Below are 24,514 nucleotides of genomic sequence, written 5' to 3'. Positions count from 1 at the left end.
TTAAGACGCGGCAGGGTGCGCCTTTACATAGGCATAGATCGCATCCTTCAGCGCCATCCGCTCTTTGCGCATATCAACCATGTGTTCATCCGAGGTCGGTTCAACATTGGTTTCTGCACGGTGTAATGCCCGGTTAAGGGTGTGATATTCATCAGCGATCTTGGCGAAATGGCTGTCCGATTGACGCAACGCGGCCATTTGGTTGGCCAGTTCCGGAAATTCTTCTGCCAATTCGTGGGGGGTATGGGACATACTGTCTTCTCTCCTAGTGGAATGTTTGGGATGGTTCAGGGCTTGCGCCCCTGCGGGTGCAGGGAAGATGCAAGAATATGATCGCTCTGGTTCAGCACGGCCTCAGCCTGATGAAAGATCAGCGGGTCGGGTGGTGTTGCGACACTCAGGTCCTTGTTCGGGTAATCCAGCTGAGCGAGGAAATGCCGCATACAGGTCAACCGCGCGCGTTTCTTGTCGTTGGAACGGATGACGGTCCATGGTGCATCGGCAGTGTCGGTATAAAAGAACATCGCCTCTTTTGCTTCGGTATAATCATCCCATTTATCCAGCGACGCACGGTCGATCGGGGAGAGCTTCCACCGCTTGAGCGGATCGGTTTCACGGCTGGCGAACCGGGCTTTCTGTTCGTCCTGTGTGACCGAGAACCAGTATTTGAACAGCTTGATACCAGAGCGCACCAGCATACGTTCGAATTCTGGGGTCTGACGCATGAATTCAAGGTATTCCGTCGGCGCACAAAAGTTCATCACCCGCTCGACGCCGGCGCGGTTGTACCAAGAGCGGTCATAAAGCACCATTTCACCCGCTGTCGGCAGATGTTTGATATAGCGCTGGAAATACCACTGGCCGCGCTCTTCATCGCTGGGTTTATTCAACGCCACAACACGTGCCTCGCGGGGGTTCAGGTGTTCGGTGAACCGTTTGATCGTACCCCCCTTGCCGGCCGCATCACGCCCTTCAAACAAAAGCACGAATTTCTGGCCAGTTTCCTGAACCCAGTGCTGGACCTTTAACAGCTCGACCTGAAGTGCCGCCTTGTCCGCCTCGTAGGTCTTGCGGTCCAGCTTTTTCGCATAGGGGTATCTGCCCTGCTCAAAGCCGAGGATCGTATCGGCCTTGCTGGCCTGAACCTCTTGTTTCGTGGCGTTTTCTTTTGTCGGCATCTTGGTCCCCTGTTCTAAAATTTCTCTAGCGACCCGAGCATAGGTAACGGGACATACCGCCGCTTTGACGTGGATCAATCAAACCGCCCCTGCCGGATGTATTTGATGCCTTGATCCGAACCGCGCAGCCGCCTATACCGCCCCCAACTGGAATCGCTTTACCCGCGGCTCCGGTGTTTTGCGTTTTGCGCAATCAAGACAAGCGTTTTGCATTTTATGCAAACCAGACAAGCAATGACGATGCTACCTTCGGTGGGTGCCTGCGGGTCACCTGACACACAGACCGAAGCTCTTGGATCACTAAACAATATTCGTGGAACACCACGATCATTATAGGAGAAGCGTCAGATGAACCTGATCGCAGAGATTGAAGCGGAACAAATCGCCGCTCTTGCCAAGGAAATCCCTGATTTCCGTGCGGGCGACACCATCCGCGTCGGCTTTAAAGTGACCGAAGGTACACGTACACGTGTACAGAACTACGAAGGCGTTTGCATCGCGCGTAACAACGGCCACGGCATTGCCGGTTCGTTCACCGTGCGTAAAATCAGCTTTGGTGAAGGCGTCGAGCGCGTATTCCCACTGTATTCAACAAACATTGATAGCATCACCGTGGTCCGTCGTGGCCGTGTGCGTCGCGCCAAACTGTACTACTTGCGTTCACGTCGTGGTAAATCCGCACGTATCGTCGAGAATTCCAACTACAAGCCGAAAAAAGCGTAAGGGGCGGACCGATGAAAGCAGATACACATCCCGAATACCACACGATCAACGTCAAAATGACCGACGGCACAATCGTGGAAATGAAATCAACTTGGGGCAAAGAGGGCGACCAGCTGGCGCTTGATATCGACCCTTCCGTGCATCCTGCATGGACCGGCGGCACAAGCCGTCTGATGGACACCGGTGGCCGCGTGTCCAAGTTCAAGAACAAATACGCAGGCCTGTCGCTGTAAGCGATTTGAGACTGACGGAATTGAAAGGCGCGGCTGTCATGGCTGCGCCTTTTTTCGTGCTGTGACCTTACAATGGGGAACAGGCAACGGCGGAAAAAGGCCGAAAGAACGGGAATTTTTCCCGGCACCTGCGCAATTGGCTAAGCTGGTGAACATTAAATTATGATTCTGCAGAAATTTGTCTGCCCCCTAATTTTAATGTTTGTTATTTGCCCTGACCGGAGGCCACCATGCCGTTGATCAAGAAAGGCAGCTCTGGGAGTGCCGTAAAGACCCTTCAGAAGAAGCTGAACGCGTTTAAACACAAACTGGCACTGGATGGCATTTTCGGCCCCAAAACGGACGCCGCCGTACGGGCCTTTCAAAAAGCATCCAGCCTTAAGGTTGACGGGCTGGTCGGCAAAAACACGGCGGCGGCGCTGGATCTCAAAACATCGGGCGGCGGAACTGGGGGCAAGAAATCAACCGGGGGCAAAGGCGTGCAACTGGTGGATTGGCGGCTGGCAGGTTACCGTGACAAAGACCTGCGGTATCGCGAAGTGTTCGCCCCCTACCCCGTGAAATACAAGCGCCGGCAAAAAGAGTACAAAGCATTCGAACCCTTTCTTATTGCTCATTTGGCGATGTCAACTAACGCCACAGGCAAGCAACGCAAAACCATAAGGGAAAAGGACGCGCGGGTTCACAAGACGTACAAGCAACTTGAAACCCATGCAAAGGCATATCTCGACAGGCTTACCGAGTGCCACAAGCTGATAGAACGTTACCACGCGCTGGAAAAAAACGGCAAGATCGTGGACGCCCTGCGCCTGTCGGATGAAATTCTTCGGTTGGACAAGGACCACAAAGCCCAGCATACCCAGTTCCTCAACCTTATGGTGGACTACGATATGGCCCATGAAGAACAGGAGCGGTTTCAGGCGTTTATGCAAAAAGAGATCGATGCCTTTCTGGCGAAATGACAGCAGAGAGTTTCGTCGGTGCGGTTCGCTGCATTGCAGCCCGGCGAAAATCGGACATTGAACAGACTTTGGCACCAAAATTTTTGCAGCAGGTGATTTTCACCGACGCCTTCTCCTCTCTGCCACTTCCCAAACCCGCAAACCCCACATATAGTGGCGTTCAACAATATCCTGCATAAACAGCAGGCGGGCAGAGGGACGCGTAAATGGCGCATATTATCGTCGTTGGAAACGAAAAAGGCGGCGCGGGGAAATCCACCGTCTCCATGCATCTGGCGACAGCCCTTGCGCGGATGGGCCATCGGGTCAGTGGCCTTGATCTGGACCTGCGGCAACGCACATTCGGGCGCTACGTGGACAACCGCAACGCCTTTAAAAAGCAGGCAAATCTTGAACTGGCCAGCCCCACCTTGTGTGAGCTACCAGAGATTGAAGCCGACAGCCTGAAACCGGGTGAAAACGTCTATGACCACCGTTTGAGCGCTGCGGTGGCGGCGATGGAACCAAACAGTGATTTCATTCTGATCGATTGCCCCGGTTCGCACACCCGCCTGTCACAGGTGGCGCATTCCCTTGCGGATACTTTGGTGACGCCACTGAACGACAGCTTTGTTGATTTTGACCTGCTGGCCCACACCGATGCCATGGGGGACAAGATTACCGGCCCGTCGGTCTATTCCGAAATGGTCTGGACCGCCCGACAGTTGCGTGCGCAAGCCGGTTTGGCACCGATCGACTGGGTTGTGGTGCGCAACCGGATGGGGGCGCAGCGGATGGTTAACAAGGACAAGATGGAAAAGGCGATCAAGAACCTGTCAAAGCGGATCGGCTTTCGCGTCGCACCGGGCTTTAACGAACGGGTTATCTTCCGCGAGCTGTTCCCGCGTGGCCTGACTTTGCTGGATCTCAAGGACATCGGCGTCAAGCAGTTGAACATTTCAAACGTCGCTGCGCGACAGGAATTGCGCGATTTGCTCAAGGCTCTGAACCTGCCCGGTGTGACGCCGAATTTCTAGAGTCCTGCCTCTAGACGCTACGGCGTTGCCGCAACAACAACACAAGATTTGAAACCAGCAAGGCGCAGATCACGATTGCGCCGCCCAGCAGCGTATAGCGTCCAGGGTCTTCGCCGACCACGGCCCAGGCCAGCAAGGGTGCCAACACGGATTCCAGCAGGACAAGCAACCCCACCTCTGCCGAGGTGATGTAACGGGGCCCAATGGCCAGCAGGATCGAGCTGGCGAGGATGAACAGCCCGTGTGCCAACACCAGCGCGGATTGATCCAAAGGCATCGTCAGCGGCGCTGAAAAGGGAGCGATCACCAATGCCGCCAAAAGGTATCCCATCGCCACACCGGGCACCATTGAAACCCTGCGCACATGGCGCGCGGCAGTCAGCGCGGCGGCGAACAGGGCAGAAACGCCAAGCGCCAGCAGATCACCGGCAAGGCTGGCATTCTGGGTTTCCCCAGATCCATAAGCGATGATGGAAAGCCCTGGCACAACCGCCGCAATGGTCAGCCATGTGCGCAACCCAAAAGGCTCTGACAGGAAAACGCGGCTGAACAGCGAGGCAAAAACCGGAAGCGAGGCGATGATGAACACCACATTGGCCACCGACGTCAGGCTGACCGCCAGTACAAATAGAACCCCACTTGCCCCCACACCCGCCATATAGACGGCACCATAGCGGCCCGTGCGTAATACGGCGCGAAATGGCCCGGTGCCGGCGCTGGCCAGTATCCAAAGCGCAGACAGCCCGCCGGCCAGCAACAAACGCCAGAAGGCAACCGTCAGGGCGTCCGCAGCAATCAGCCGCACGAACAACGAATCGGGCACCACAAAAAGGACACCCATCAACGTAATCCACACACCTTTTGCCTGATCAGTCATGCCCTACCCGTGACGGGAAAATCCGTCTACGTAAAGTCGCATGGGGCCACACCACCCAATTTAAGCAACGCGCGGCGCAAGATGACCGCCTCGTCCGGTTCCAGCTGTTTCAGCAGTGTTTCTTCGTAACTCTCCGCCACGCTGCGCAAATCGTCATATGCCGCCTGCCCCCGTTTTGTCAGCGTCAGATGTGTCACCCGCCGGTCGACACTGTCCAGCGCACGCTCAACAAAACGGCGCTCAGTCAGGCGCTGCACTGCGCGGCTGACCTTGGTCTTGTGGGTCTTGGCACGGCTGCCAATTTCACTTGCCGACATCTGTCCATAAAGCCCCAGATGGAACAGCACCCGCCACTCTGTGCGCAACATGCCATAGCGATCCTTGTAGACCTGTTGGAACGATAGCGAGCTGACCTCGGCAGCTTGGTTCAACAGATAGGGCAGAAAAGACTGCAGGTCGAAATTGCGTTGCATCATTGGAAGCCTGTTGTTGGTTACAAAAACAACCATTACATATGCAACCGAGTATGAAAAGAGGCCATTGGGGAGCCAGAGATGAACCGTCAGCTGACGCCAAGCGAATTGACCACTGCCACCACACCGATGGGCACGCATGAAGGCTACATGCCCGGCTTCGGGAACGACTTTGAAACAGAGGCCCTGCCCGGCGCCCTGCCTCAAGGGATGAACTCCCCGCAAAAGGTAAACTATGGCCTCTATGGCGAACAGCTTACCGGTACGGCCTTTACCGCCCCCTCGCACCAGAACGAACGCACATGGTGCTACCGCATCCGCCCATCAGTGAAGCATTCCCATCGCTACGAACGGATTGACCTGCCTTATTGGAAATCAGCGCCGCATATCCCCGAGGATGTGACCAGCCTGGGCCAATACCGTTGGGATCCGGTACCGCATGTTGACGCCCCACTGACATGGTTGACCGGCATGCGCACCATGACCACCGCCGGCGACGTGAACACGCAGGTCGGCATGGCCAGCCACATCTATCTGGTGACCGAAAGCATGGTCGACAGCTATTTCTATTCCGCAGATTCCGAATTGCTTGTGGTTCCACAAGAGGGCCGTTTGCGGTTCTGCACCGAGCTGGGTGTGATTGATCTGGAACCCAAGGAAATTGCCGTTCTGCCCCGTGGTTTGCTCTACCGTGTCGAGGTACTTGAGGGGCCGGCGCGTGGCTTTGTCTGTGAAAACTACGGACAGAAATTCGAGTTACCGGGCCGTGGCCCGATCGGGGCCAACTGCATGGCCAACCGGCGCGACTTCAAAACCCCCGTGGCAGCGTTTGAGGATCGCGAGGTCCCGTCCACAGTGACAATCAAATGGTGCGGCCAGTTTCACGAAACCCACATCGGCCACTCCCCGCTGGACGTGGTCGCATGGCATGGCAACTACGCGCCGGTGAAATACGACCTGCGCACCTATTGCCCTGTGGGCGCGATCCTGTTCGATCACCCTGATCCGTCGATCTTTACCGTCCTGACAGCGCCTTCTGGTGTGGAAGGCACAGCAAACATAGACTTTGCGCTCTTTCGGGAACGTTGGATGGTCGCCGAGGATACCTTCCGCCCGCCATGGTATCATAAGAACGTCATGTCCGAAATGATGGGCAACATCTACGGCCAGTATGACGCCAAGCCGCAAGGTTTCGTGCCCGGCGGCATGTCGCTGCATAATATGATGTTGCCACATGGGCCGGACAAAAACGCTTTTGAAGGTGCTTCAAACGCAAAGCTCGAAGCGGAAAAGCTCGACAACACCATGAGTTTTATGTTCGAAACCCGTTTCCCCCAGCACCTGACCGAATTTGCCGCAAAAGAGGCGCCGCTTCAGGACGATTACATCGACTGCTGGAGTGACATCGAAAAGAAATTCGACGGTACACCGGGACAGAAATGATCGAATTTTTGGGCGTCTTGATGCTGGTATTTCTGGCGTTTGTCCTGTGCTTTATTCTCTGGGCCTGGTGGCAGAAATTTGTCAACCAGCGCCCGGACAGATATGGCAAGGGTCCCGGCCACGAGTTACGCGGCCCTGAACGGGGACAATGGGACCGCCCCGATTAATCAGATCACTGGCAACCAGCCATTACAGCGAACATTGGGCCAATGGCCCGCTCCGAGAGGACAGGACAAAGAATGACACGACTGACATCATGGGTCGAAAGCGCCAATTCCGCCGACACCGACTTCCCATTGAACAACCTGCCGTATGGGGTGTTCTCAACCAACCGCCTTGAAGCGCGGTGTGGCGTGGCCATTGGCGATATGGTGCTTGATATGGCCGCGTTGGAAGAGGCGGGTATCGTGACGATCGGCGATGATCCGGTATTTGACGTGCCCTACTGGAACGATGTGATGGAAATGGGGTCTGACACCTGGGCCAGCTTGCGCGCGCGGCTGATTGAACTGCTGATCACCGATGCCCCCGAACAGGCCAAAGTCGCCCCGCATCTGGTGCCATTGTCAGAGGCGGAACTGCACCTTCCCATCGCGGTATCTGAATACACTGATTTCTATGCCGGGATGCAGCACGCAAAAAACATGGGCGCGATATTGCGTGGATCGCCCGACTTGCCAGCCAACTGGCTGCACATTCCTGTCGGTTACAACGGACGCGCCTCCTCAGTTGTTGTTTCAGGCACAGAGATCAACCGCCCCAATGGGCAACGCAAAGCACCCGACGCCGAAATGCCAAGCTTTGGGCCGTCCACACGATTGGACATCGAGCTGGAAATGGGCGCAATCGTCGGCACCGGCACCCCCATGGGCCACCCCATCACCGTCGACGAAGCAGATGCGCTGATCTTTGGTTATGTGCTGCTGAACGACTGGTCCGCCCGTGACATTCAGGGCTGGGAATACCAGCCGCTTGGCCCGTTTCAGGGCAAGGCCTTTGGCACAACGATCAGCCCGTGGATCGTCACAGCTGCCGCATTGGATCCATTCCGCACGCCAACACCGCCACGTGAAAAACAGCTGCTGCCCTATTTGGACAGTACGGTCGACGGCCTTTATGACATCGAACTTACCGTATCGATGCAACCTGAAGGCGCTGTAGCGGCGACCACGATCACGAAAACCAACTATAACCGGATGTATTATTCCGCCGCGGAACAACTGTGCCACCATGCCGTCGGCGGCTGCGGCATGAACCCCGGCGACCTGCTTGGCTCAGGCACCATCTCAGGTCCGGTTGCCGGCGAATACGGATCGCTTATGGAAATCTCTTGGGCTGGGCGTGACCCGTTCACCCTGACCACCGGCGAAACCCGCACCTTTATCGAAGACGGCGATACATTAACCCTGAGCGGCCACGCACAGGGAGACGGCTTTCGCATCGGCTTTGGCGATTGCGCCGGCAAAATCGTTCCGGCTGTTGAATTTCCCTGATCTGCCCCTTTCATCTTGCCCTTAAACTCACTCCTGCGCCAACCCCGCGCACCCCATTAGAAAGAACATCCAATGGCCAAAGCATTTGCCTCCCAGGGCGACCTGACCGAAAAGAAAATCACCTTTGACGAGGTCGGCCGCGACCTCTGGGCATTTACTGCCGAAGGTGACCCCAACTCTGGCGTTATCATCGGTGACGACAGTGTGATGATCGTCGAGGCCCAGGCCACCCCGCGCCTTGCCAACAAGGTCATCGAAAAGGTCCGCGAAGTTACCGACAAACCGATCACCCATCTTGTGCTGACCCACTACCATGCGGTGCGGGTGCTGGGTGCATCGGCCTATGGGGCCGATCAGATCATCATGTCCGACGTCGCCCGTGGCATGGTCGAAGAACGCGGACAGGAAGATTGGGACAGCGAATTCCAGCGCTTCCCGCGCCTGTTCGAAGGCCATGAGTCTATCCCCGGCCTGACCTATCCAACCACCACCTTCAGCGACAGCATGACGGTCTATCTCGGCAAACGCCGTGTCGACATCAAACAGATTGGCCGCGCCCATACCGCAGGGGATGCCGTCATCCATGTGCCGGATGAAAACGTGATGTTCACCGGCGATATCGTCGAAGATCACTCTGCCTGTTATTGCGGCGACGGGTATTTCGGCGACTGGGGCCAGACCCTGGACCGGATCATGGCATATGACGTTGACGCAATTGCACCCGGACGCGGTGGTGCGTTGATCGGCAAGGATGCCGTGGCCCGCGCGATTGAATCCACCCGCGATTTCGTCAACAGCACCTATGCGCCCGCAGCGCGTGTAGCGGCACGGGGCGGCTCCTTGAAAGAGGCATGGGATGCGGTACGCGCCGAATGTGACCCCAAGTTCAAAGATTACGCCATCTATGAGCATTGTCTGCCCTTCAACGTTGCCCGTGCCTACGACGAGGCGCGCGGCATTGCGCACCCCCGCATCTGGACAGACAAACGTGATCTGGAAATGTGGGCAGCCCTTCAGGGATAAGGCCACCACCAAAGCCGCCGGGGATTCGTTTCCGGCGGCAATTGATCGGCCGGTTGTCACGCGATATTTGCATGACACGCAAACCAGCCAAATTTCGGCGTTCATACTGATTGTTGAACGCCGGCCATTCCCCTTCCCCTTTCCGCCTTATCATCCGCACTGGCAGTGTTCCCCGGCGATGCTTGTCTGGAAACGACATCGTGACTGGACCAAAGGGCGCGGATTGGTTAATCTCTGATTTCACACGAAAATACGGCTTGGTCACCCTTAGCCCGCATGCAGACTCCGCTGATGTCGTACTGGACCGGCACCGCGTTAACTTTGCGCAGTAGGGTTGACCTGTGGTCTCACTGTGATTGACTGTCCAAGATGTTTCCAGACGAAACACAACAATAATGGCGGAGAAACCGCATCACCTACCTGTGGCCCAAAGGGACCGCGACAACAGAAGAGGAAGATATATAATGAGTTTTTTGACACGTAACGGGACCCCCCTGCCACAATCCGTTGTGGACTCTGCCCAAGCCGCAAAGAACGATCCGGTAAACCGCCGCGAGTTTCTGGCTCTTGCCAGCGCCTTTGGTGCAACAACCGCAACGGCCTATGCGATGATCGGCATGCCCGCACCGGCACAGGCGGCAGGCCACAAGGAAGGCGGCACCGTCCGGTTCCAGATGGAAGTGCGTGCCCTGAAGGACCCGCGCACCTATGACTGGTCACAAATCGCCAACTTTTCCCGCGGCTGGCTCGAGTATCTTGCCATCTGGGAAAACGACGGTACCTTTACCCCCGGCCTGCTGGAAAGCTGGGAAATCAACGATGACGCAACCGAATACACTTTGAACGTCCGCAAGGGTGTCAAATGGAACAATGGTGACGACTTCACCGCGGATGACGTTGTGCGCAACATCAAAGGCTGGTGTGACAAGTCACTGGAAGGCAACTCAATGGCGGGCCGTTTCGCGACCCTCGTCGACGAAGCCACCGGTCAGGCCATCGAAGGCGCAATTACAGCAACAGACAGCCACACGGTTTCCCTCAAACTGCCGGTCTCTGACATTACCCTGATCCCCGGCATGGCGGATTATCCGGCGGCAATCACACATAGTTCTTTTGATGCCGAGAAGATGGTGGAAAACCCGGTCGGTACCGGCCCCTATCTGCCAGAGTCACTGGAAGTGGGGGTAAAAGGTGTGCTGGTCAAGAACACCGATCACACATGGTGGGGCACCGAGGTTTACGGCGGACCCTACATCGACCGTCTGGAATATATCGACTACGGCACCGACCCCTCCGCATGGATCGCAGCATCCGAAGCTGAAGAGGTCGATGCGCATTACTCGATGGAAGGTGAATACATCGACATCATGTCAACGCTGGACGGTTGGGTCGAAAACTCCATCGCCACCGCTGCGACAATTGTGATCCGCCCTAACCAGCTGGCCGAGGTAGACGGCAAGAACCCTTATGCAGACAAACGTGTGCGTCAGGCCCTTGCAATGGCCGTGGACAACGAGGTGCTGCTGGAGCTTGGCTATGCCGGTCGCGGTATTGTTGCCGACAACCATCACGTTGGCCCGATGCACCCCGAGTTTGCGGAAATCCCACCTCGCAAGATTGATCCCGCAGCGGCCAAAGCCTTGATGGACGAGGCCGGCATGGGCGACTACGAGCATGAACTGTTCTCGATTGACGATGCTTGGCGCAAGGATACCACCGACGCGGTCGCAGCCCAGCTGCGTGACGCAGGTATCAAGGTCAAGCGGACGATCCTGCCGGGTTCCACCTTCTGGAACGACTGGACAAAGTATCCGTTCTCCTCAACCAACTGGAACGCCCGTCCTTTGGGCGTGCAGATCTGGGCTCTCGCATATCGCTCTGGCGAAGCATGGAACGAGGCCGGTTATGCAAGCGAGGAGTTCGACAGCATTCTGACCGAAGCTCTTGCCACTGCCGACGTGGAAGCACGCCGCGCGATTATGGCCAAAGGTCAGGCGTTGATGCAGGAAGACGGCGTTACGATCCAGCCTTACTGGCGCTCGCTCTATAACCACACCAAAGAAGGTCTTGTTGGTGCAGGTCACCACATCGGGTTCGAATACCACCCTGCACGGATGGCATGGACCTAAGTCAGGTTTGAAATCTTGGGAAAGGGCTGCGCATCGCGCGGCCCTTTTCTTTTGCGCCAGCCGGGACAGGGATCGGCCAACCGCGTCAGAGCCAGTCGGGCATCTTGTTCAATGGGAAATGGATGGCGCGGTGCAAAAGATGCGTCACCTCAGTTTTATCCGCCCCCGCGTTGCGCAATTCGGCACAGATCGGATGCAACGCGTGGTGCATTGCGATAACAAGCGCGTCATCAGGCAGGTCCGACCGGGTGACCTTGCCGAACCACGCTTCTTCTAAAATCAAATCCTCGATCAACGGATCAATCACCGCCCCGCCACCACCAGGATAGCGAAAATATCCGACACCACCGACTTTGCCAATCCGCCCCTCGGCCACCATGCGCGACAGGATCGGAACTGCCCGTTCAGGCACACGCGCCAGCACCTTGTCCAACCCCAGTAAATCCTGCGCCTCGCAAACCCCCAAATCATATCCCCAAGCGCACAGCGCCGCGTCCAGCTCCCAAGGATTGGTGTGGTGATACATCAGCCGTTCACCCGCCTGCCAGAACAGATCCTGCACGGCCCGCACCGCATCGTTCCTGATCATAGTCCGGGTTCTAGAAACCGATGCTTGGCCACAGCGGCAAGCAGGGTGTTCAGCGACGATCCAACCGTGCGGTTGGACGTATCGACCTGCGCTTCGGCCCGCGCATAAAATGGCGAACGGGCCTGAAGCAAGTCCTTGAGATGGGCCATCGCCGCAGGGTTGCCCTGCATCGGGCGGTGATCCCCCTGCCCGCGCACGCGCTGCATATGTTCGGCCGGGCTGGTTCTGACCCAGACCGTATGAAACCGCTCCAGCAGATGCGAAAACGTGGCTTCTTCCGCCACGATCCCGCCAGCCACGGCCAGAATGACCCGATCATGGCGGGTACCGACCCGTTCCAGGGCTTCGGCCTCCAGCTTGCGATATCCCGCCTCGCCATAAAACGCCATCACCTCGGCCAGCGGCATATCCGCTGCGGCCTCGACCTCGCGATTCAATTCGACAAAGGGGATGCCCAGCGCCTGCCCCGCTCTTGCGCCCAGCGTTGACTTACCGGCCCCGCGCAATCCGATCAAACAGATGCGCCCCGCCCGCAACAGGCGCGGGTTTTGCGGGGCCAGCATACTGCACACGCGTTGCTGCACATCCTCGGGGGCCTGATGATACAGGGCCGCCACCCGCAGGACGTCGTGATCCAATGGGGCCTGTTCGGTCAACAAGGCCTCGATGCGCACATCAAGCGCCCCTGCCACCCGCTGCAACAGCAATACAGAAATATTGCCCTCGCCGGCCTCAAGCTGCGCCAGATAGCGCGGGGAGACACCCGACATCTCTGACAGGACACGGCGCGACAATCCGCGCTGTTTGCGCAGGGCTGCAACCTTGACCGCGAGGGTGCGGATCAATCTGGATCCGGCATCCATTGATTGGTCCGAGGGGGCATTCATCTTTGCAACCGGCGGACTCATATTGCACGACACCACGCTGAACGGTCTTGCGGTTCACACATCACGGATCAACGGCTCGATGATCTGGCGCATATAGTCTGGCGCGCTCCGGCTTTTGAACTGATCAGCAATGGTGAACACACAAGTAAAACTGCCCTCGAAACTTAACACACCATCTTGCGAGGCCCTGACCGCAAAGGTGATTGATTTATTGCCCAGCTTGGTCGGGAATGTCTCGCAGATCAAGGTATGGCGTGGGGTGACGGGACTGCGAAAGTTCAACTCCATCCGTACAAACGGCGTGCCGACATTACGGTCGATCTCCATTTGAAACCAGCCTTCGCCGTCAAAATGCGCCTCCCACCATGCGTTGATGGCATCCAGCGCGAAATACGGCAGCCGCGCCGTGTAAGCGATGCGCGCAGGGTCACAATCCCCCCATGTCACATTGATCGGATGGACAAATGGCGCGCTCATTCAATAGGTCTCCACGTGATAACGTCCGTCTTCGCGCATGGCGTCGCGCAGGGCTGTCCACTGTTGCCCCATGCTCTCTGCAATTGAGGTCAGGGCAAGCTCCACCCCCTCCTCCATCCCGCGCAAACCGCAGATATAGATATGGGTTTTTTCATCTTGCAGGATTTCCGCAATGCTGTCCTGTTCGGCAATCATCCGGTCCTGCACATATTCCTTATCCTGATCCGGCAGGCGGCTGAAAACCAGATGCTTTTTCAGTAGGCTGTCGGGTATTTTCTTGAGCGGCCCAAAGTAGGGCAGGGTTTCTGGGCTGCGCGCCCCGAAGAACATTGTCATGCCGCCCGTTGCCCCACTGCGCTGGCGCTGCATGGTAAAGGCCCGCATCGGGGCCGATCCCGTGCCGGTGCAGATCAACAGCAGGTGCGCGTCGGGTGTGGAAGGCATCAGAAAGGTCGCGCCAAACGGGCCGGTGACATCAACGCTGTCGCCCAGTTTCAGATCACACAGAAAATTCGAGGCCAGCCCTTTGTCTTCGCGTTTCACCGTCAGCGAAATATTATGATAGCCGGGCCGCTCGCCATCGCGTGGACTGGAAACGGAATAGAGCCGTGGCAGATGGGCATTGCCATCCGCATCCTTGCCGGGCGGGATGATGCCCACGGATTGCCCCTCCAGCACCGGAAACGGCAGGGCACCGGGATCAAGGATGATGTGGCGCACGTCGTGTTCGGGATCATCGGTCAGCCGGTAATTGCCCTGCACCTTCAGGGTTGCCGGCTTGCCAAGGGTGTACATATTGATCGCAGGTTTGCTTGCTGACGCCGGTGGTTTGGCCTTGCCGCCCGCCCCCTTGTGCGCTTCAGCAAGCAAGGTCTCAATCGGATCATCTGCGCCGCTCTCGGCGGCCACTTCAATATCCTCCTGCTCTGGCAACTCTTCCATCTCGTATTGCTGGGCCAGCGTGTAAGGCTCTGCCACAACGCGCCATTCGTCGATCGAGCCGGTCGGGCAGACGGGGATGCAGTCCATGCAGAAATTGCAAATGTCGGCGTTCACCACGACATTCATATCGTCATGTTCAATCGCGCCAATCGGGCAGGTCATTTCGCATGTATAACAACGAATACAAATCTCGGGGTCGATCAGGTGCTGTTTGACGGGCTGGTTCATGGGCGGCGGTCTTTCAGGATCAGATTCGGGATCAAGATCGAATCCAAAAGCGCCTGGCAGATGCCCCTACAATCGTCACACCCGACGCAGACCATGTGCTGGGCCTCAAGGTCGCGGGCCAGCGCCCGGGTGCGGGGCGCATAGCCGATAGCTTGTTGAGCGTGCATGAAAGGAACTCCCTTTTTTCGGCTGGTCGGTAACGCTTGCCCCCCGCAGGCCATGCCAAACGGGGAGCGGCGATGCCTTAAGCCATGTGCAGTTTGACGTATTCGTAATCACCCGGTTTATTGTCGATCCCGACTTTCGGGGCCGCAATCCACGAGGCATATTTGCCAGGTTCGAAACAGGGCACCATCAACGACTGGATGAAATCCCCATCTGCCTTGGTCGGCAGCCATTCATCACGACGCTGGTGCCATTCATCTGCTGAAATTACATCCCCCGCCGGGCTTACCGCCACAGTCGAGAAGACACCGATCTGGCGGTGGAAACCTTCATGCGGCAGCTTCAACTCAAATTCGATACCGGATTTGGCAATCAGCTTGTTCCAACGGCCCACGCCCCCCGCGGCATCGCGCACATAATCATCCCGCAGGCGCATGTTGATCGCGGTCAACGCAGGCACGTCTTCGGTCAGGATCTTGCCTTCTTTAATCGAGGTCACGGGATAGGTGTCATCCTTGAGCTGGTGATCATCATCGATCCGCTGCTCCATGTAACGCCCTTTGACCCCGGCGTTAAAGGCGTTGGCGGCGTTGGTCGATACCTCCTGACCAAACAGATCAAGCGACAATGTGTAATGCAGATTCAGCTTCTTCTGGATCGTAGGCAGGTCGATCACCCCCAGATCGCGGATTTTATTGATGTCGTATGGATCCGTGATGCCAGCCTTGGCCATCGCCTCAAGCGTTGCCTGAATGGTACGACCCACACCGGTTTCCCCGACAAACATGTGGTGCGCTTCCTCGGTCAGCATAAAGCGGCAGGTGCGTGACAAAGGATCAAAACCCGATTGTGCAAGGCTTTCAAGCTGCATCTTGCCGTCGCGGTCAGTGAAATAAGTGAACATGAAAAACGACAGCCAGTCTGGCGTTTCCTCGTTAAATGCCCCCAACATACGCGGCGCATCTTCGTCACCTGATGAGCGCACCAGCATATCGTTTGCTTCTTCACGCCCGTCGCGGCCAAAATACTTTTGCAACAGATATACCATCGCCCAAAGGTGGCGCCCCTCTTCGACGTTCACCTGAAACAGATTGCGCATGTCATAAAGCGACGGCGCGGTCAGCCCGAGAAAGCGTTGCTGCTCCACTGAGCCCGGTTCGGTATCGCCCTGAATGACAATCAACCGCTTTAGCATATTGCGGTATTCACCGGGCACTTCCTGCCATGCCGGTTCGCCCATATGTTCGCCCATCGGGATTTTACGATCCTCAACCGCCGGGGCCAACAAAACACCCCAGCGGTATTCCGGCATCTTCACATAGTCGAATTTCGCCCAGCCTTTTGGATCAACACTGACGGCGGTGCGCAGGTAAACCATGCTTTCCTGAAAGTTCTGCGGGATCAAATCATTCCACCAGTTGATATAACCGGGGTGCCATTTTTCCAGCGCCTTCAATACCTTCTTGTCCTCGGACAGGCCGACATTGTTCGGGATTTGGGTGTCATAACTTACGTTAATTAGGTCGAGCATTAGCTTCCTCCTTCGGGAGCAAAATCTTTTGACGATTTTGGACCGGATTTTTCAAAAAAATCCGCGCCCTTTCACACACGTTCCATGTCGTATTTTCCGCGCACACCAGTGCCGTAGCGTTGCAGCGCGCCTTCGGGGCCTACCGCATTGGGGCGTTGGAAAATCCAATTCTGCCAGGCGGTCAGGCGCCCGAAAATGCGTGTTTCCATGGTTTCGGGGCCAGCAAAACGCAGGTTGGCTTCCATGCCGGTCATTGCATCCGGGCTGAAACTGGCACGCTCTTCCATGAACAGGCGCACCTCGTCCTCCCAATCAATATCGTCGTAGGCATAGGTGATTAGGCCAAGCTCTTCAGCGGCCTCCGCTTCCAACGCCGCACCAGCCGAATTTTTCAGCTCTTCCACCTGTTCCGGCGTGCCTAGGAACCGGGTTTCAAGCCGCGTCAGGTCATTGCCCATCGGATAGGTGCCAAAATTCCCGTTTGACAGTGTTACGCGGGCCAAGGGGCGGTTGTCGCCGTCAAACTCTTCCAGCATCATATAGCTGCGATCAACCGCCCAAAGCAGTTCCGCAAGTGGTCCGGCAAAGCAGCTTCCATGCTCCACCATCGCCACCAGCGAGCGTGACGTCATGTCGATCCGTTTCAACACACGTTTCCAATAGTGCAGCACCTCGTTCGCCAGCCAGTGATCCTTGTGGGCCAGCAGCAGGGCCTCATGTGCAATCACCAATTCGGGATCACCCTGTGTCTGGAACTCGATCAGCCCCAGATGTTTCTCATTGTTGCGCAAATGCAGGATTGCGTCGTCCAACTCGCGCGCGCAACGCAGCATCCATGCCTGCGCCCCTTCTGCGGTAAAGGCATCCATATCTGCCGGCGCCGTTGTTTCCGGCCCCTTAACAGTGATCACAGCACGGCTTTCGGCACGGTTCAAACCGACCTCGACAGAGGAATAAGTCACTGCGTCTGTGGCAAACTGCCGGTTAATCGGGGAGAGTGCGATACCCTGAGTCACGTCGGGTTTGGCCGAGGCACTGGCAAATTCCGCAGCGCGTTCAGCGACTTTTTCGTCAAAGCTGGAATTCGCAAAAACTTCATCGACCAACCGCCATTGCACAGCGCGTTTGCCCTTCACCCCCTCCTCAATAGAGCAGAAGACGTCCGCCAGATCGCGGCGCACTTTGCGTTTGTCCGTCACGCGCGTGAGGCCCCCAGTACCGGGCAGAACGGCCAATAACGGCACCTCTGGAAGTGCCACCGAAGAGGTGGAATCGTCGGTCAGCATCAGGTGATTGCACGCCAGCGCCAACTCGTAACCGCCGCCCGCGCAGGCCCCTTTGATTGCACAGATATAATTCTGCCCACTGTCGGCAAGCGCTGCCTCATAGGTGTTGCGGGTCTCATTGGTGAATTTGCAAAAATTGACCTTATGCGCGTGCGCCGCGCCGCCCAGCATTCGGATGTTGGCACCAGCGCAGAACACCTTTTCCTTGGCCGAGCGCATGACCACGACCTTGACCTCCGGATGTTCGAACCGCATCCGCTGCACCACATCGGCAAGTTCGATGTCCACCCCAAGATCATAGCTGTTCAGCTTCAGCTCGTACCCCTCGAACAACCCGCCACTCTCGTCCACATCCATCGAAAGCCAGGCAATCGGGCCATCATATTCGATGCCCCAGTGGCGGTATCTGGATGGATCCGTTTGAAAATCAATCACCTTGGTCATGCAAAGGCTCCCCTTGGTTCTGGAGTATCTTTACGTACTATAATTCACTCAAGGATGAGGCCAACATGGCATATACTGCAAATTACGGGTATTTTCCGCACTATAATGCAGCTATTCGTTGGCTAGATATGCCCGCAGCGTTTCCACCTGCGCCAGCACCGCCTTAGACCGCAGGCCGAGAATCGGCTGTCCTTCCGTACAGTTCTGCAAATGGTCCTGCACCATGTCGCACAGTCTTGTTGCCGCACGGGGGCGTCCCATACGAACCTTTAACTGTGCATTGGCCAGCTGGATCAAGGCCTGCACCATCTCGCGCTCCGCCGTGCCTTCTGGGGTCTGCATCCAGACCGCCTCAAGCACCTCGTGACATTCCCAGTAATATCCCGCGTCGAGATATGCCAATCCAGCCCGAAACGCCTGTGTGTGCTGAAGATCCGCCAGTGAAACCCCGACCTGTACGGTGCTCTTGATCGCGTCAAACCAGTCTTCCGGTAGGCGCGGGTTTAGACCGGGCACATAGGCATGTGGCGGCATGGGTATCGGCGCGGCCATATCTGACAGCCGGGGTGTCGGACGGCTGTCCTTCCTCATCGCTGTTGCGTATCCTGCCGCAGTTTGAAGCGTTGGATTTTACCCGTCGCGGTTTTGGGCAAATCGGTCACGGCCTCGATCCAGCGGGGGTATTTCCACAAGCCTATCTTTTGTTTCACATGGGCTTTCAATTCGTCCACCAACGCTTGATCCGCCTCTCCCGATTGCATCACCACATAGGCTTTGGGTTTTTCCAGCCCGTCTGCATCACGTTGGGCAACCACAGCCGCCTCAAGCACACGCGGGTGGTCGACGATGGCGCTTTCGACCTCAAACGGGGACAACCAGATGCCGGAAACCTTGAACATGTCGTCGGTCCGCCCGCAGTACACCAATCGTCCATCAGCGCGGCGTTCATATTTGTCACCGGTGCGGGTCCAAGCCCCTTCAAAGGTGGCGCGGCTTTTGGCGCGCTGGTTCCAATACCCGTTTGCCGCTGATGCCCCATTGACCAGCAACTCACCGATCTCTCCGGTGCCCACCTCTTGCCCCTGTTCATCCACCAGTCGCAGCGCGTAGCCCGGCACCGCAATACCCGAGGTGCCGTAGACAATATCTCCGGGCTGGTTGCTCAGAAAAATATGCAGCATCTCTGTCGAGCCGACCCCGTCGAGAATGCCGATACCTGTGTGTTTTTCCCAGCGCTTGCCGATATCTTCGGGCAAAGCTTCACCCGCAGAAATACAGACCCGTATCGGAGAGGCCGGCACGCCAACCTTGTCCATTTCGGCAACCATCGCGGCGTAAAGCGTGGGCACACCGCAAAAAACTGTCGGCTGATGATTGGCAATCGTTTCGATCATCCCCGCCGGCGTTGGCCGCCCGGTAAACAACACGGTGGTGGCACCGACCGATAGCGGAAAGGTCATCTCGTTGCCCAGACCATAGGCAAAAAAGAACTTGGCGGCGGAAAGCACCCTGTCATCCTCGCGGATGCCCAGAACCTGCGCCCCGTAGGTATCGGCGGTGGCCTGAAGCGCGGAATGGACATGCGCCACCCCTTTGGGCTGACCGGTAGAGCCGGAGGAATAGAGCCAGAAGGCAACCTCGTCGCTGCTGACCGCCATGGTCTCATGCACCGGGGCGTCATTGATAAAGGCGTTGAAATCCATCGTCCCCGCAGGCGCATCACCGATCACAACCACCTGACGGATATAAGGGTTATCAGCCAGCGCTGGGGCGACAACCTCCCAAAGCGGGGCGGAAACAAAAAGGATGGCGGCTCGGCTATCGCGCAGGATCGCATCATAGACGGGCGTGGCCAGCAAGGTGTTCAAAGGCACCGGCACCACACCGCATTTCAATGCACCCCAGAAAATCTGTGGAAACTCGATCTGGTCCAGCACCAATACCGCGGCGCGTTCTTCCGGGCGGATACCTGCCTTGCCCAACGCGCCAGCAACCTGACCCGCACCTGTTGCCATCTGCGCAAAATCCAATTCACGCCCCGTCTCGGCCTCGACATAGGCGGTCTTACTGCCCCGCCCTTCGGTGATGTGACGATCCACAAAATACTGCGCCGCATTTGCCTTAACAGATAGCATCAGACCCCTCCGCTGTTTTCAACACTGTGCAGCTTGAGGGGCCTGCCGCAACATTACAACTGCGCGCATGCACTTTAATGCAGGGGACAATCAGTCCGGCAAGAGAAACAGCGTGATCGCAGGGAACAACACCAAAAGCACGACCCGCGCCAGATCAGAGCCGACAAAATACATCACGGCGCGATAGGTCTGAGACATTGGGGTTTCGCGGTCCATCGAATTGATGATGAACAGGTTCATCCCCACCGGTGGCGTGATCAGCCCAACTTCGACCACGATCAGCACAAGGATGCCAAACCAGATCGCCAGATGTTCTGGTGACATGCCGAAATCCATCGCCATAATGACCGGAAAAAAGATCGGCACTGTCAGCAGGATCATCGACAGGCTGTCCATCAAACACCCGAAGACCACATAGAAAACAAGGATCACACATAACACCAGCAACGGGGAAAACCCTTGCTCAACCACCCAGCCGGCCATGAATTGCGGCACACCAGACAGGGCAAGAAAGCCGTTATAGAACCCTGCTCCCAATACGATGAAAAAGATCATGCCGGTGGTGCGCGCAGTGCCCAACAGGCTTTCACCCAGAACCTTCCAGCTCAGGCTGCCCGACAGCAATGCCGCCAGCCCGGTGCCCGCCGCCCCAATGGCGGAACCTTCGGTTGGGGTAAACCATCCAGCATAGATGCCCCCAACAACGATAATAAAAATCGTCAGAACCGGCCAACAATCCGCCAGGGCGCGGAACCGTTCCGCCATCGGGATCGGCGCGCGGGTGCCGGCCGCATCAGGATGCAGGCGAACATAAATGGAAATGGTCAGCATATAGCCAACAGCCGCCAAGATGCCGGGGATAAAGGCGGCAAGGAACAGTTTGGCAATATTCTGTTCGGTCAGAATGGCGTAAATCACAAGGATGACCGACGGCGGGATCAGAATGCCAAGCGTGCCACCAGCGGCCAGCGTTGCCGTCGAGAAGCCGCCTGAATAGCCGTAGCGCTTGAGTTCGGGCAAGGCGACCTTGGACATGGTCGCAGCCGTGGCCAAGGACGATCCGCAAATCGCACCAAAACCCGCGCAGGCACCAACTGCCGCCATCGCAACGCCGCCGCGCCGATGGCCGAGGAACCCTTCTGCGGCTTTGAACAAGGCTTGTGACATGCCCGAAAGGGTTGCGAACTGCCCCATCAGCAGGAACATCGGAATGATGCTCAGCGAATAGCTGGAAAAGGTCGTGTAGGTTTCGGATTTCATCTTGGCGAGCAACGGCGTGGGGTTGCCTCCCATGGCAAAGTACCAACCGCCAAAACCACACAGCAGCATGGCAAGGCCAATAGGCGCACGCAGAAACACCATCAACAACAGGACGGGGAATGAATAAAAGCCTAGTTCAAGGTTGCTCATCTCAGTGTTCCCCATGCTCGGACGGCAGGATATCGCGATTGCCCAGCGCTTCGATTATCCGCACAGCCGCGCAATAGACCGCGACGATACAGGCCACAACTCCCGCGCCAAAACTGGCGGCATAGGCCCACCACACTGGGAACTGCAAGAACAACGTGGTTTCGCCATTTCCAAGATAGCGCAACATGCCCTCATAGAGACGCCAGATCACCAGCAGGATTGCGGCGGCCAGCACCACCTCCCAGAACGCGGCAATCCACCTGTTGACGCCGCGTGACATCATCGAGGTAAAGATGTCCACCGTCGCATGGGCGCCGTAGAACTGGCAGATCGGCAGAAACGAGAAAATCGCAAAGGCGACGCCGGCCTCTAAAACTTCATAATTGCCGTTAATTTCGCCCACGCCCAGATCAAGGAGCCACTGCGCACCGCCAGCAAAGGTCTGTTGGAAAAAGTCGTTGTGCAGGGCTTTGTTGATGGACCGCCCGACAATCGAAAGGGAGGCCAGCACAATCAACGCAATTAAGACGAAGCCCCCCGTCAATGCAGTAAAACGGGCGAGGGTTTGAACGGCGCGGTGCATAGGAAACTCACTTGTCGTAAAAAACCTGCGCCGGCCTGGCGCCGACGCAGGTTCTTTTGTTGGATCAGCGCTTACTTGTCGTAAGCTTCCATCAGGCTACGGGCTTCGTCGATCAATGCCTGACCGTCGATGCCTTTGCCTTTCATGTCCGCGATCCATTCGTCATAGATCGGCTGGGCCACATCACGCCATGCCTGCACATCGTCGCCGCTAACGGTCACAATGGTGTTGCCACGATCCACAGCTGCCTGACGGGCCGGAATGTCACTGTCAGCCTGTGTGCCACCTGCAAAGATCGAAAACTCCAGACCGGAATTGTCGTCGATTACCTTTTGCAGTTCTGCTGGCAGACCTTCATAGCGGTCCTTGTTCATCGCCAGAACAAAGGTCAGCACATAAAGCGCGTTGCCTTCGAATTCGGTGTGGTTTGATACCAACTCTGGCACCTTGAGGGCCGCGGTGACCTCCCAAGGGATGGTTGTGCCGTCGATCACACCTTTTGACAGACCTTCTGGAACCGCAGGCACGGGCATACCGACCGGGGTTGCGCCAACCTTCTCAAGCAGCTGGTTCACCAGACGGGAGCCACCACGAATTTTCAGGCCTTCCATGTCGGAGGGGGCATTCACCTCTTTGTTGACGTGAATCATGCCAGGGCCGTGTACCCATGTGCCGAGGATATGCACATCCTTGAATTCACTGTCTTTCATGTGCTTTTCAAACATCTGCCAATAGGCAGAAGACATTGCCCGGGCATTGGTCATCATGAACGGCAGTTCGAAGACCTCTGTCGATGGATAACGGCCCGGCGTATAACCAACCACGGTCCAGACGATGTCTGCAACGCCGTCGATGGCCTGATCCATCAGTTCCGGCGGCTTGCCACCCAACTGCATGGAGGGGTAGCGCTCGATCTTGATGCGGCCCTCGCTTGCGGCCTCAACCTTGTCAGCCCAAACGTCCAGCACCAGCTTTGGCACATTGGCCTGCGGTGGCAGGAACTGGTGCATGCGCAACGTGACTTCCTGCGCCATGGCAGTGGTCGCCATCAGGGTCGCAGCAACAGCAGCACCTGCAACCCCCATCAAAGTTCTACGTAAAATCATCGACTTCTCCCATTTGTCGCTGTGCCACCCGTATTGCGAGTGATCAACATGATAATCCCCGGACAATCAGATATCAGTTGCCCTGTGCCGTCAATCAATGACAAGTTGATTGGCAGCCTGATTAACCTGCACCAAACCATCAGAAATTGTAACCATCAAGCAGTCGCCAGATACAAATCCAACCTCGAGCGGCACAAGAACCTGCTACGCTGGTCACTTGTGTAACATCCGTTATTTTTGCCTCGATGGCGTGTATTTTCTGGATCTGATTTGCTGGAAGGGCGGGAAATATTTACCCAAGCGTCAAGCACATATGACCCAAACCGAACCTTTGCTTCGTTCCGCAGAAATGTCCGCAACGCGAACCTTACCGGCTTAGATATCCGATAAGGTGTCTCCGTTTTGCCTATTGGGCGACATATGCGGCGTCAAAGAACGCGCGCTCGCAAAGAACTGCGTCGTGAAATATCGTCGTTGCTTCAAGCTGGCGATCATGGCTCAATTCATTCCAGACCCTGTCCAGCTGGTCTCGCAGATGCCCCACAACGCCCTCAAAACCATCCCCAACGTGCAAATCAATCCACTCTGAGAACCAAAATGGTAAATCGGGGTCGTAGGCTTTGTAGCGGTTCGCCCAAGTCAAATAACTCCATTCAGCCACAACAAGAACCGCCAACATTTGTTCGTAACGACCAGAAGTGCGCGCAATGGACATCAATTCCTGAAACGCGCGGGTCGCAGACGCTGCGGGGGCATTTTGATCGGCTGGGGAGACATCCAGCGCCACAAAACTGCGCAAGAAATATGTATTTTCGGTACTGGTCACGAGGCCCAGGAACTGCACCATGGGAACCCCATCAGCTAAGGTTGGCGCATGTGCAATTGCCGTCGCCAAAAGCCGGACGAACTCGTCGATAAATTTGTAGTCTTGAACCAGATACCACCGCATTTTTTCCAGCGGCAATGTTCCTTCGGCCAGTTCTTTACAGAAGGGATGGTCCGTTGCGGCATCCCAGTCACTTTGGACCGCGTTTTTCAGGGCGTCGGTGGCACGCATGTCAGTGCTTTCTATCTGTTGCGGCATGCACAAGCATACCCTTGTTTCGTATCGGAATTCTTGGCGTGTGATGCTGCGTCAGACAAATCACATCCCATCCTGTCTTTAAAGCAGGCTTTCATCC

At 56.6% G+C, this 24,514-nt stretch carries 26 protein-coding genes; 9 read left to right on the top strand and 17 right to left on the bottom strand.

Annotation, left to right across the window (positions count from 1 at the left end; all coding sequences use genetic code 11):
* Complete coding sequence (locus tag HKX44_RS16860) at positions 1–252, bottom strand: YdcH family protein (RefSeq protein ID WP_276152538.1); 252 nt, start codon at positions 250–252, stop codon at positions 1–3.
* 35 nt (positions 253–287) lie between these two features.
* Positions 288–1,178, bottom strand: coding sequence for a polyphosphate kinase 2 (ppk2, locus tag HKX44_RS16855; RefSeq protein WP_276152537.1), 891 nt, complete (start codon positions 1,176–1,178; stop codon positions 288–290).
* A 348-nt stretch (positions 1,179–1,526) separates the two neighbouring features.
* Here ppk2 and rplS point away from each other — a divergent pair, with 348 nt between their 5' ends.
* The 4 genes from rplS to HKX44_RS16835 all read left to right on the top strand — a co-directional run bounded on the left by rplS (position 1,527) and on the right by HKX44_RS16835 (position 4,112).
* Positions 1,527–1,901: a 50S ribosomal protein L19 gene (rplS, locus tag HKX44_RS16850; RefSeq protein WP_276152536.1), complete on the top strand. Its 375-nt coding sequence runs from the start codon at positions 1,527–1,529 to the stop codon at positions 1,899–1,901.
* A gap of 11 nt (positions 1,902–1,912) precedes the next feature.
* Positions 1,913–2,134, top strand: a complete 222-nt coding sequence (gene rpmE, locus HKX44_RS16845; protein WP_276152535.1) for a 50S ribosomal protein L31 — start codon at positions 1,913–1,915, stop codon at positions 2,132–2,134.
* Positions 2,135–2,364: 230 nt separating this feature from the next.
* Complete coding sequence (locus HKX44_RS16840) at positions 2,365–3,096, top strand: peptidoglycan-binding domain-containing protein (protein ID WP_276152534.1); 732 nt, start codon at positions 2,365–2,367, stop codon at positions 3,094–3,096.
* A gap of 206 nt (positions 3,097–3,302) precedes the next feature.
* Entirely contained in the window at positions 3,303–4,112 is an 810-nt protein-coding gene (locus tag HKX44_RS16835; protein WP_276152533.1) for a division plane positioning ATPase MipZ, read from the top strand.
* A gap of 10 nt (positions 4,113–4,122) precedes the next feature.
* Here the strand turns inward: HKX44_RS16835 and HKX44_RS16830 are convergent, their stop codons facing one another.
* Both HKX44_RS16830 and HKX44_RS16825 read right to left on the bottom strand, forming a co-directional pair.
* Complete coding sequence (locus tag HKX44_RS16830; protein WP_276152532.1) at positions 4,123–4,989, bottom strand: DMT family transporter; 867 nt, start codon at positions 4,987–4,989, stop codon at positions 4,123–4,125.
* Positions 4,990–5,015: 26 nt separating this feature from the next.
* The gene (locus tag HKX44_RS16825) at positions 5,016–5,465 is read right to left on the bottom strand and encodes a MarR family transcriptional regulator (protein WP_276152531.1); all 450 of its coding nucleotides are present in this window, start codon (positions 5,463–5,465) and stop codon (positions 5,016–5,018) included.
* Positions 5,466–5,543: 78 nt separating this feature from the next.
* Here HKX44_RS16825 and hmgA point away from each other — a divergent pair, with 78 nt between their 5' ends.
* From hmgA to HKX44_RS16800, 5 genes are all read left to right on the top strand, one after another.
* Positions 5,544–6,905, top strand: coding sequence for a homogentisate 1,2-dioxygenase (gene hmgA / locus HKX44_RS16820; protein WP_276152530.1), 1,362 nt, complete (start codon positions 5,544–5,546; stop codon positions 6,903–6,905).
* Positions 6,902–7,072 carry a hypothetical protein gene (locus tag HKX44_RS16815; RefSeq protein ID WP_276152529.1) on the top strand — a complete coding sequence of 57 codons (171 nt, stop codon included), beginning with the start codon at positions 6,902–6,904 and terminating at the stop codon, positions 7,070–7,072. The genes hmgA and HKX44_RS16815 overlap by 4 nt, the downstream gene beginning before the upstream one ends.
* 72 nt (positions 7,073–7,144) lie before the next feature.
* On the top strand, positions 7,145–8,398 hold the full coding sequence (fahA, locus tag HKX44_RS16810; protein WP_276152528.1) for a fumarylacetoacetase: 1,254 nt from the start codon (positions 7,145–7,147) through the stop codon (positions 8,396–8,398).
* Positions 8,399–8,470: 72 nt separating this feature from the next.
* Complete coding sequence (locus HKX44_RS16805; protein ID WP_276152527.1) at positions 8,471–9,421, top strand: MBL fold metallo-hydrolase; 951 nt, start codon at positions 8,471–8,473, stop codon at positions 9,419–9,421.
* Between the two features lie 464 nt (positions 9,422–9,885).
* Positions 9,886–11,550 carry an ABC transporter substrate-binding protein gene (locus HKX44_RS16800; protein WP_276152526.1) on the top strand — a complete coding sequence of 555 codons (1,665 nt, stop codon included), beginning with the start codon at positions 9,886–9,888 and terminating at the stop codon, positions 11,548–11,550.
* Positions 11,551–11,635: 85 nt separating this feature from the next.
* Here the strand turns inward: HKX44_RS16800 and HKX44_RS16795 are convergent, their stop codons facing one another.
* From HKX44_RS16795 to HKX44_RS16735, 13 genes are all read right to left on the bottom strand, one after another.
* Positions 11,636–12,139: a hypothetical protein gene (locus HKX44_RS16795; RefSeq protein WP_276152525.1), complete on the bottom strand. Its 504-nt coding sequence runs from the start codon at positions 12,137–12,139 to the stop codon at positions 11,636–11,638.
* Positions 12,136–13,026 carry a helix-turn-helix transcriptional regulator gene (locus HKX44_RS16790; RefSeq protein WP_276152635.1) on the bottom strand — a complete coding sequence of 297 codons (891 nt, stop codon included), beginning with the start codon at positions 13,024–13,026 and terminating at the stop codon, positions 12,136–12,138. Before HKX44_RS16790 ends, HKX44_RS16795 begins: the two co-directional genes overlap by 4 nt.
* Positions 13,027–13,080: 54 nt before the next feature.
* Entirely contained in the window at positions 13,081–13,503 is a 423-nt protein-coding gene (locus HKX44_RS16785; protein ID WP_276152524.1) for a thioesterase family protein, read from the bottom strand.
* On the bottom strand, positions 13,504–14,673 hold the full coding sequence (gene boxA / locus HKX44_RS16780) for a benzoyl-CoA 2,3-epoxidase subunit BoxA (protein WP_276152523.1): 1,170 nt from the start codon (positions 14,671–14,673) through the stop codon (positions 13,504–13,506).
* On the bottom strand, positions 14,670–14,840 hold the full coding sequence (locus HKX44_RS16775; protein ID WP_276152522.1) for a hypothetical protein: 171 nt from the start codon (positions 14,838–14,840) through the stop codon (positions 14,670–14,672). Before HKX44_RS16775 ends, boxA begins: the two co-directional genes overlap by 4 nt.
* Positions 14,841–14,917: 77 nt before the next feature.
* Positions 14,918–16,369 (bottom strand): benzoyl-CoA 2,3-epoxidase subunit BoxB, encoded by a 1,452-nt coding sequence (gene boxB / locus HKX44_RS16770; protein WP_276152521.1) that lies wholly within the window; start codon positions 16,367–16,369, stop codon positions 14,918–14,920.
* A 71-nt stretch (positions 16,370–16,440) separates the two neighbouring features.
* Positions 16,441–18,099, bottom strand: a complete 1,659-nt coding sequence (boxC, locus tag HKX44_RS16765) for a 2,3-epoxybenzoyl-CoA dihydrolase (RefSeq protein ID WP_276152520.1) — start codon at positions 18,097–18,099, stop codon at positions 16,441–16,443.
* Between the two features lie 111 nt (positions 18,100–18,210).
* Positions 18,211–18,690, bottom strand: a complete 480-nt coding sequence (locus HKX44_RS16760; RefSeq protein WP_276152519.1) for a DUF309 domain-containing protein — start codon at positions 18,688–18,690, stop codon at positions 18,211–18,213.
* On the bottom strand, positions 18,687–20,234 hold the full coding sequence (locus HKX44_RS16755; RefSeq protein ID WP_276152518.1) for a benzoate-CoA ligase family protein: 1,548 nt from the start codon (positions 20,232–20,234) through the stop codon (positions 18,687–18,689). Before HKX44_RS16755 ends, HKX44_RS16760 begins: the two co-directional genes overlap by 4 nt.
* A gap of 90 nt (positions 20,235–20,324) precedes the next feature.
* Positions 20,325–21,644, bottom strand: a complete 1,320-nt coding sequence (locus HKX44_RS16750) for a TRAP transporter large permease (RefSeq protein ID WP_276152517.1) — start codon at positions 21,642–21,644, stop codon at positions 20,325–20,327.
* A 1-nt stretch (position 21,645) separates the two neighbouring features.
* Positions 21,646–22,227 (bottom strand): TRAP transporter small permease, encoded by a 582-nt coding sequence (locus tag HKX44_RS16745; protein WP_276152516.1) that lies wholly within the window; start codon positions 22,225–22,227, stop codon positions 21,646–21,648.
* A 71-nt stretch (positions 22,228–22,298) separates the two neighbouring features.
* Positions 22,299–23,333: a TRAP transporter substrate-binding protein gene (locus tag HKX44_RS16740; RefSeq protein ID WP_276152515.1), complete on the bottom strand. Its 1,035-nt coding sequence runs from the start codon at positions 23,331–23,333 to the stop codon at positions 22,299–22,301.
* 406 nt (positions 23,334–23,739) lie between these two features.
* Positions 23,740–24,417 (bottom strand): TenA family protein, encoded by a 678-nt coding sequence (locus HKX44_RS16735; RefSeq protein WP_276152514.1) that lies wholly within the window; start codon positions 24,415–24,417, stop codon positions 23,740–23,742.
* Between the last annotated feature and the right edge of the window lie 97 nt (positions 24,418–24,514).

The sequence above is a fragment of the Sulfitobacter sp. M05 genome, from assembly GCF_029285175.1.
GTDB lineage: Bacteria > Pseudomonadota > Alphaproteobacteria > Rhodobacterales > Rhodobacteraceae > Sulfitobacter.
This window is presented reverse-complemented; position numbering and strand designations above follow the sequence as displayed.

Coding starts and splice junctions, on each gene's coding strand:
- HKX44_RS16760 (WP_276152519.1), bottom strand. CDS start 18,690: ATGAGGAAGGACAGCCGTCCGACACCCCGGCTGTCAGATATGGCCGCG.
- rpmE (WP_276152535.1), top strand. CDS start 1,913: ATGAAAGCAGATACACATCCCGAATACCACACGATCAACGTCAAAATG.
- HKX44_RS16860 (WP_276152538.1), bottom strand. CDS start 252: ATGTCCCATACCCCCCACGAATTGGCAGAAGAATTTCCGGAACTGGCC.
- ppk2 (WP_276152537.1), bottom strand. CDS start 1,178: ATGCCGACAAAAGAAAACGCCACGAAACAAGAGGTTCAGGCCAGCAAG.
- HKX44_RS16785 (WP_276152524.1), bottom strand. CDS start 13,503: ATGAGCGCGCCATTTGTCCATCCGATCAATGTGACATGGGGGGATTGT.
- HKX44_RS16745 (WP_276152516.1), bottom strand. CDS start 22,227: ATGCACCGCGCCGTTCAAACCCTCGCCCGTTTTACTGCATTGACGGGG.
- hmgA (WP_276152530.1), top strand. CDS start 5,544: ATGAACCGTCAGCTGACGCCAAGCGAATTGACCACTGCCACCACACCG.
- HKX44_RS16775 (WP_276152522.1), bottom strand. CDS start 14,840: ATGCACGCTCAACAAGCTATCGGCTATGCGCCCCGCACCCGGGCGCTG.
- rplS (WP_276152536.1), top strand. CDS start 1,527: ATGAACCTGATCGCAGAGATTGAAGCGGAACAAATCGCCGCTCTTGCC.
- HKX44_RS16840 (WP_276152534.1), top strand. CDS start 2,365: ATGCCGTTGATCAAGAAAGGCAGCTCTGGGAGTGCCGTAAAGACCCTT.
- HKX44_RS16790 (WP_276152635.1), bottom strand. CDS start 13,026: ATGAATGCCCCCTCGGACCAATCAATGGATGCCGGATCCAGATTGATC.
- HKX44_RS16805 (WP_276152527.1), top strand. CDS start 8,471: ATGGCCAAAGCATTTGCCTCCCAGGGCGACCTGACCGAAAAGAAAATC.
- HKX44_RS16735 (WP_276152514.1), bottom strand. CDS start 24,417: ATGCCGCAACAGATAGAAAGCACTGACATGCGTGCCACCGACGCCCTG.
- boxA (WP_276152523.1), bottom strand. CDS start 14,673: ATGAACCAGCCCGTCAAACAGCACCTGATCGACCCCGAGATTTGTATT.
- fahA (WP_276152528.1), top strand. CDS start 7,145: ATGACACGACTGACATCATGGGTCGAAAGCGCCAATTCCGCCGACACC.
- HKX44_RS16795 (WP_276152525.1), bottom strand. CDS start 12,139: ATGATCAGGAACGATGCGGTGCGGGCCGTGCAGGATCTGTTCTGGCAG.
- HKX44_RS16835 (WP_276152533.1), top strand. CDS start 3,303: ATGGCGCATATTATCGTCGTTGGAAACGAAAAAGGCGGCGCGGGGAAA.
- HKX44_RS16755 (WP_276152518.1), bottom strand. CDS start 20,234: ATGCTATCTGTTAAGGCAAATGCGGCGCAGTATTTTGTGGATCGTCAC.
- HKX44_RS16750 (WP_276152517.1), bottom strand. CDS start 21,644: ATGAGCAACCTTGAACTAGGCTTTTATTCATTCCCCGTCCTGTTGTTG.
- boxC (WP_276152520.1), bottom strand. CDS start 18,099: ATGACCAAGGTGATTGATTTTCAAACGGATCCATCCAGATACCGCCAC.
- HKX44_RS16740 (WP_276152515.1), bottom strand. CDS start 23,333: ATGATTTTACGTAGAACTTTGATGGGGGTTGCAGGTGCTGCTGTTGCT.
- HKX44_RS16800 (WP_276152526.1), top strand. CDS start 9,886: ATGAGTTTTTTGACACGTAACGGGACCCCCCTGCCACAATCCGTTGTG.
- HKX44_RS16815 (WP_276152529.1), top strand. CDS start 6,902: ATGATCGAATTTTTGGGCGTCTTGATGCTGGTATTTCTGGCGTTTGTC.
- boxB (WP_276152521.1), bottom strand. CDS start 16,369: ATGCTCGACCTAATTAACGTAAGTTATGACACCCAAATCCCGAACAAT.
- HKX44_RS16825 (WP_276152531.1), bottom strand. CDS start 5,465: ATGATGCAACGCAATTTCGACCTGCAGTCTTTTCTGCCCTATCTGTTG.
- HKX44_RS16830 (WP_276152532.1), bottom strand. CDS start 4,989: ATGACTGATCAGGCAAAAGGTGTGTGGATTACGTTGATGGGTGTCCTT.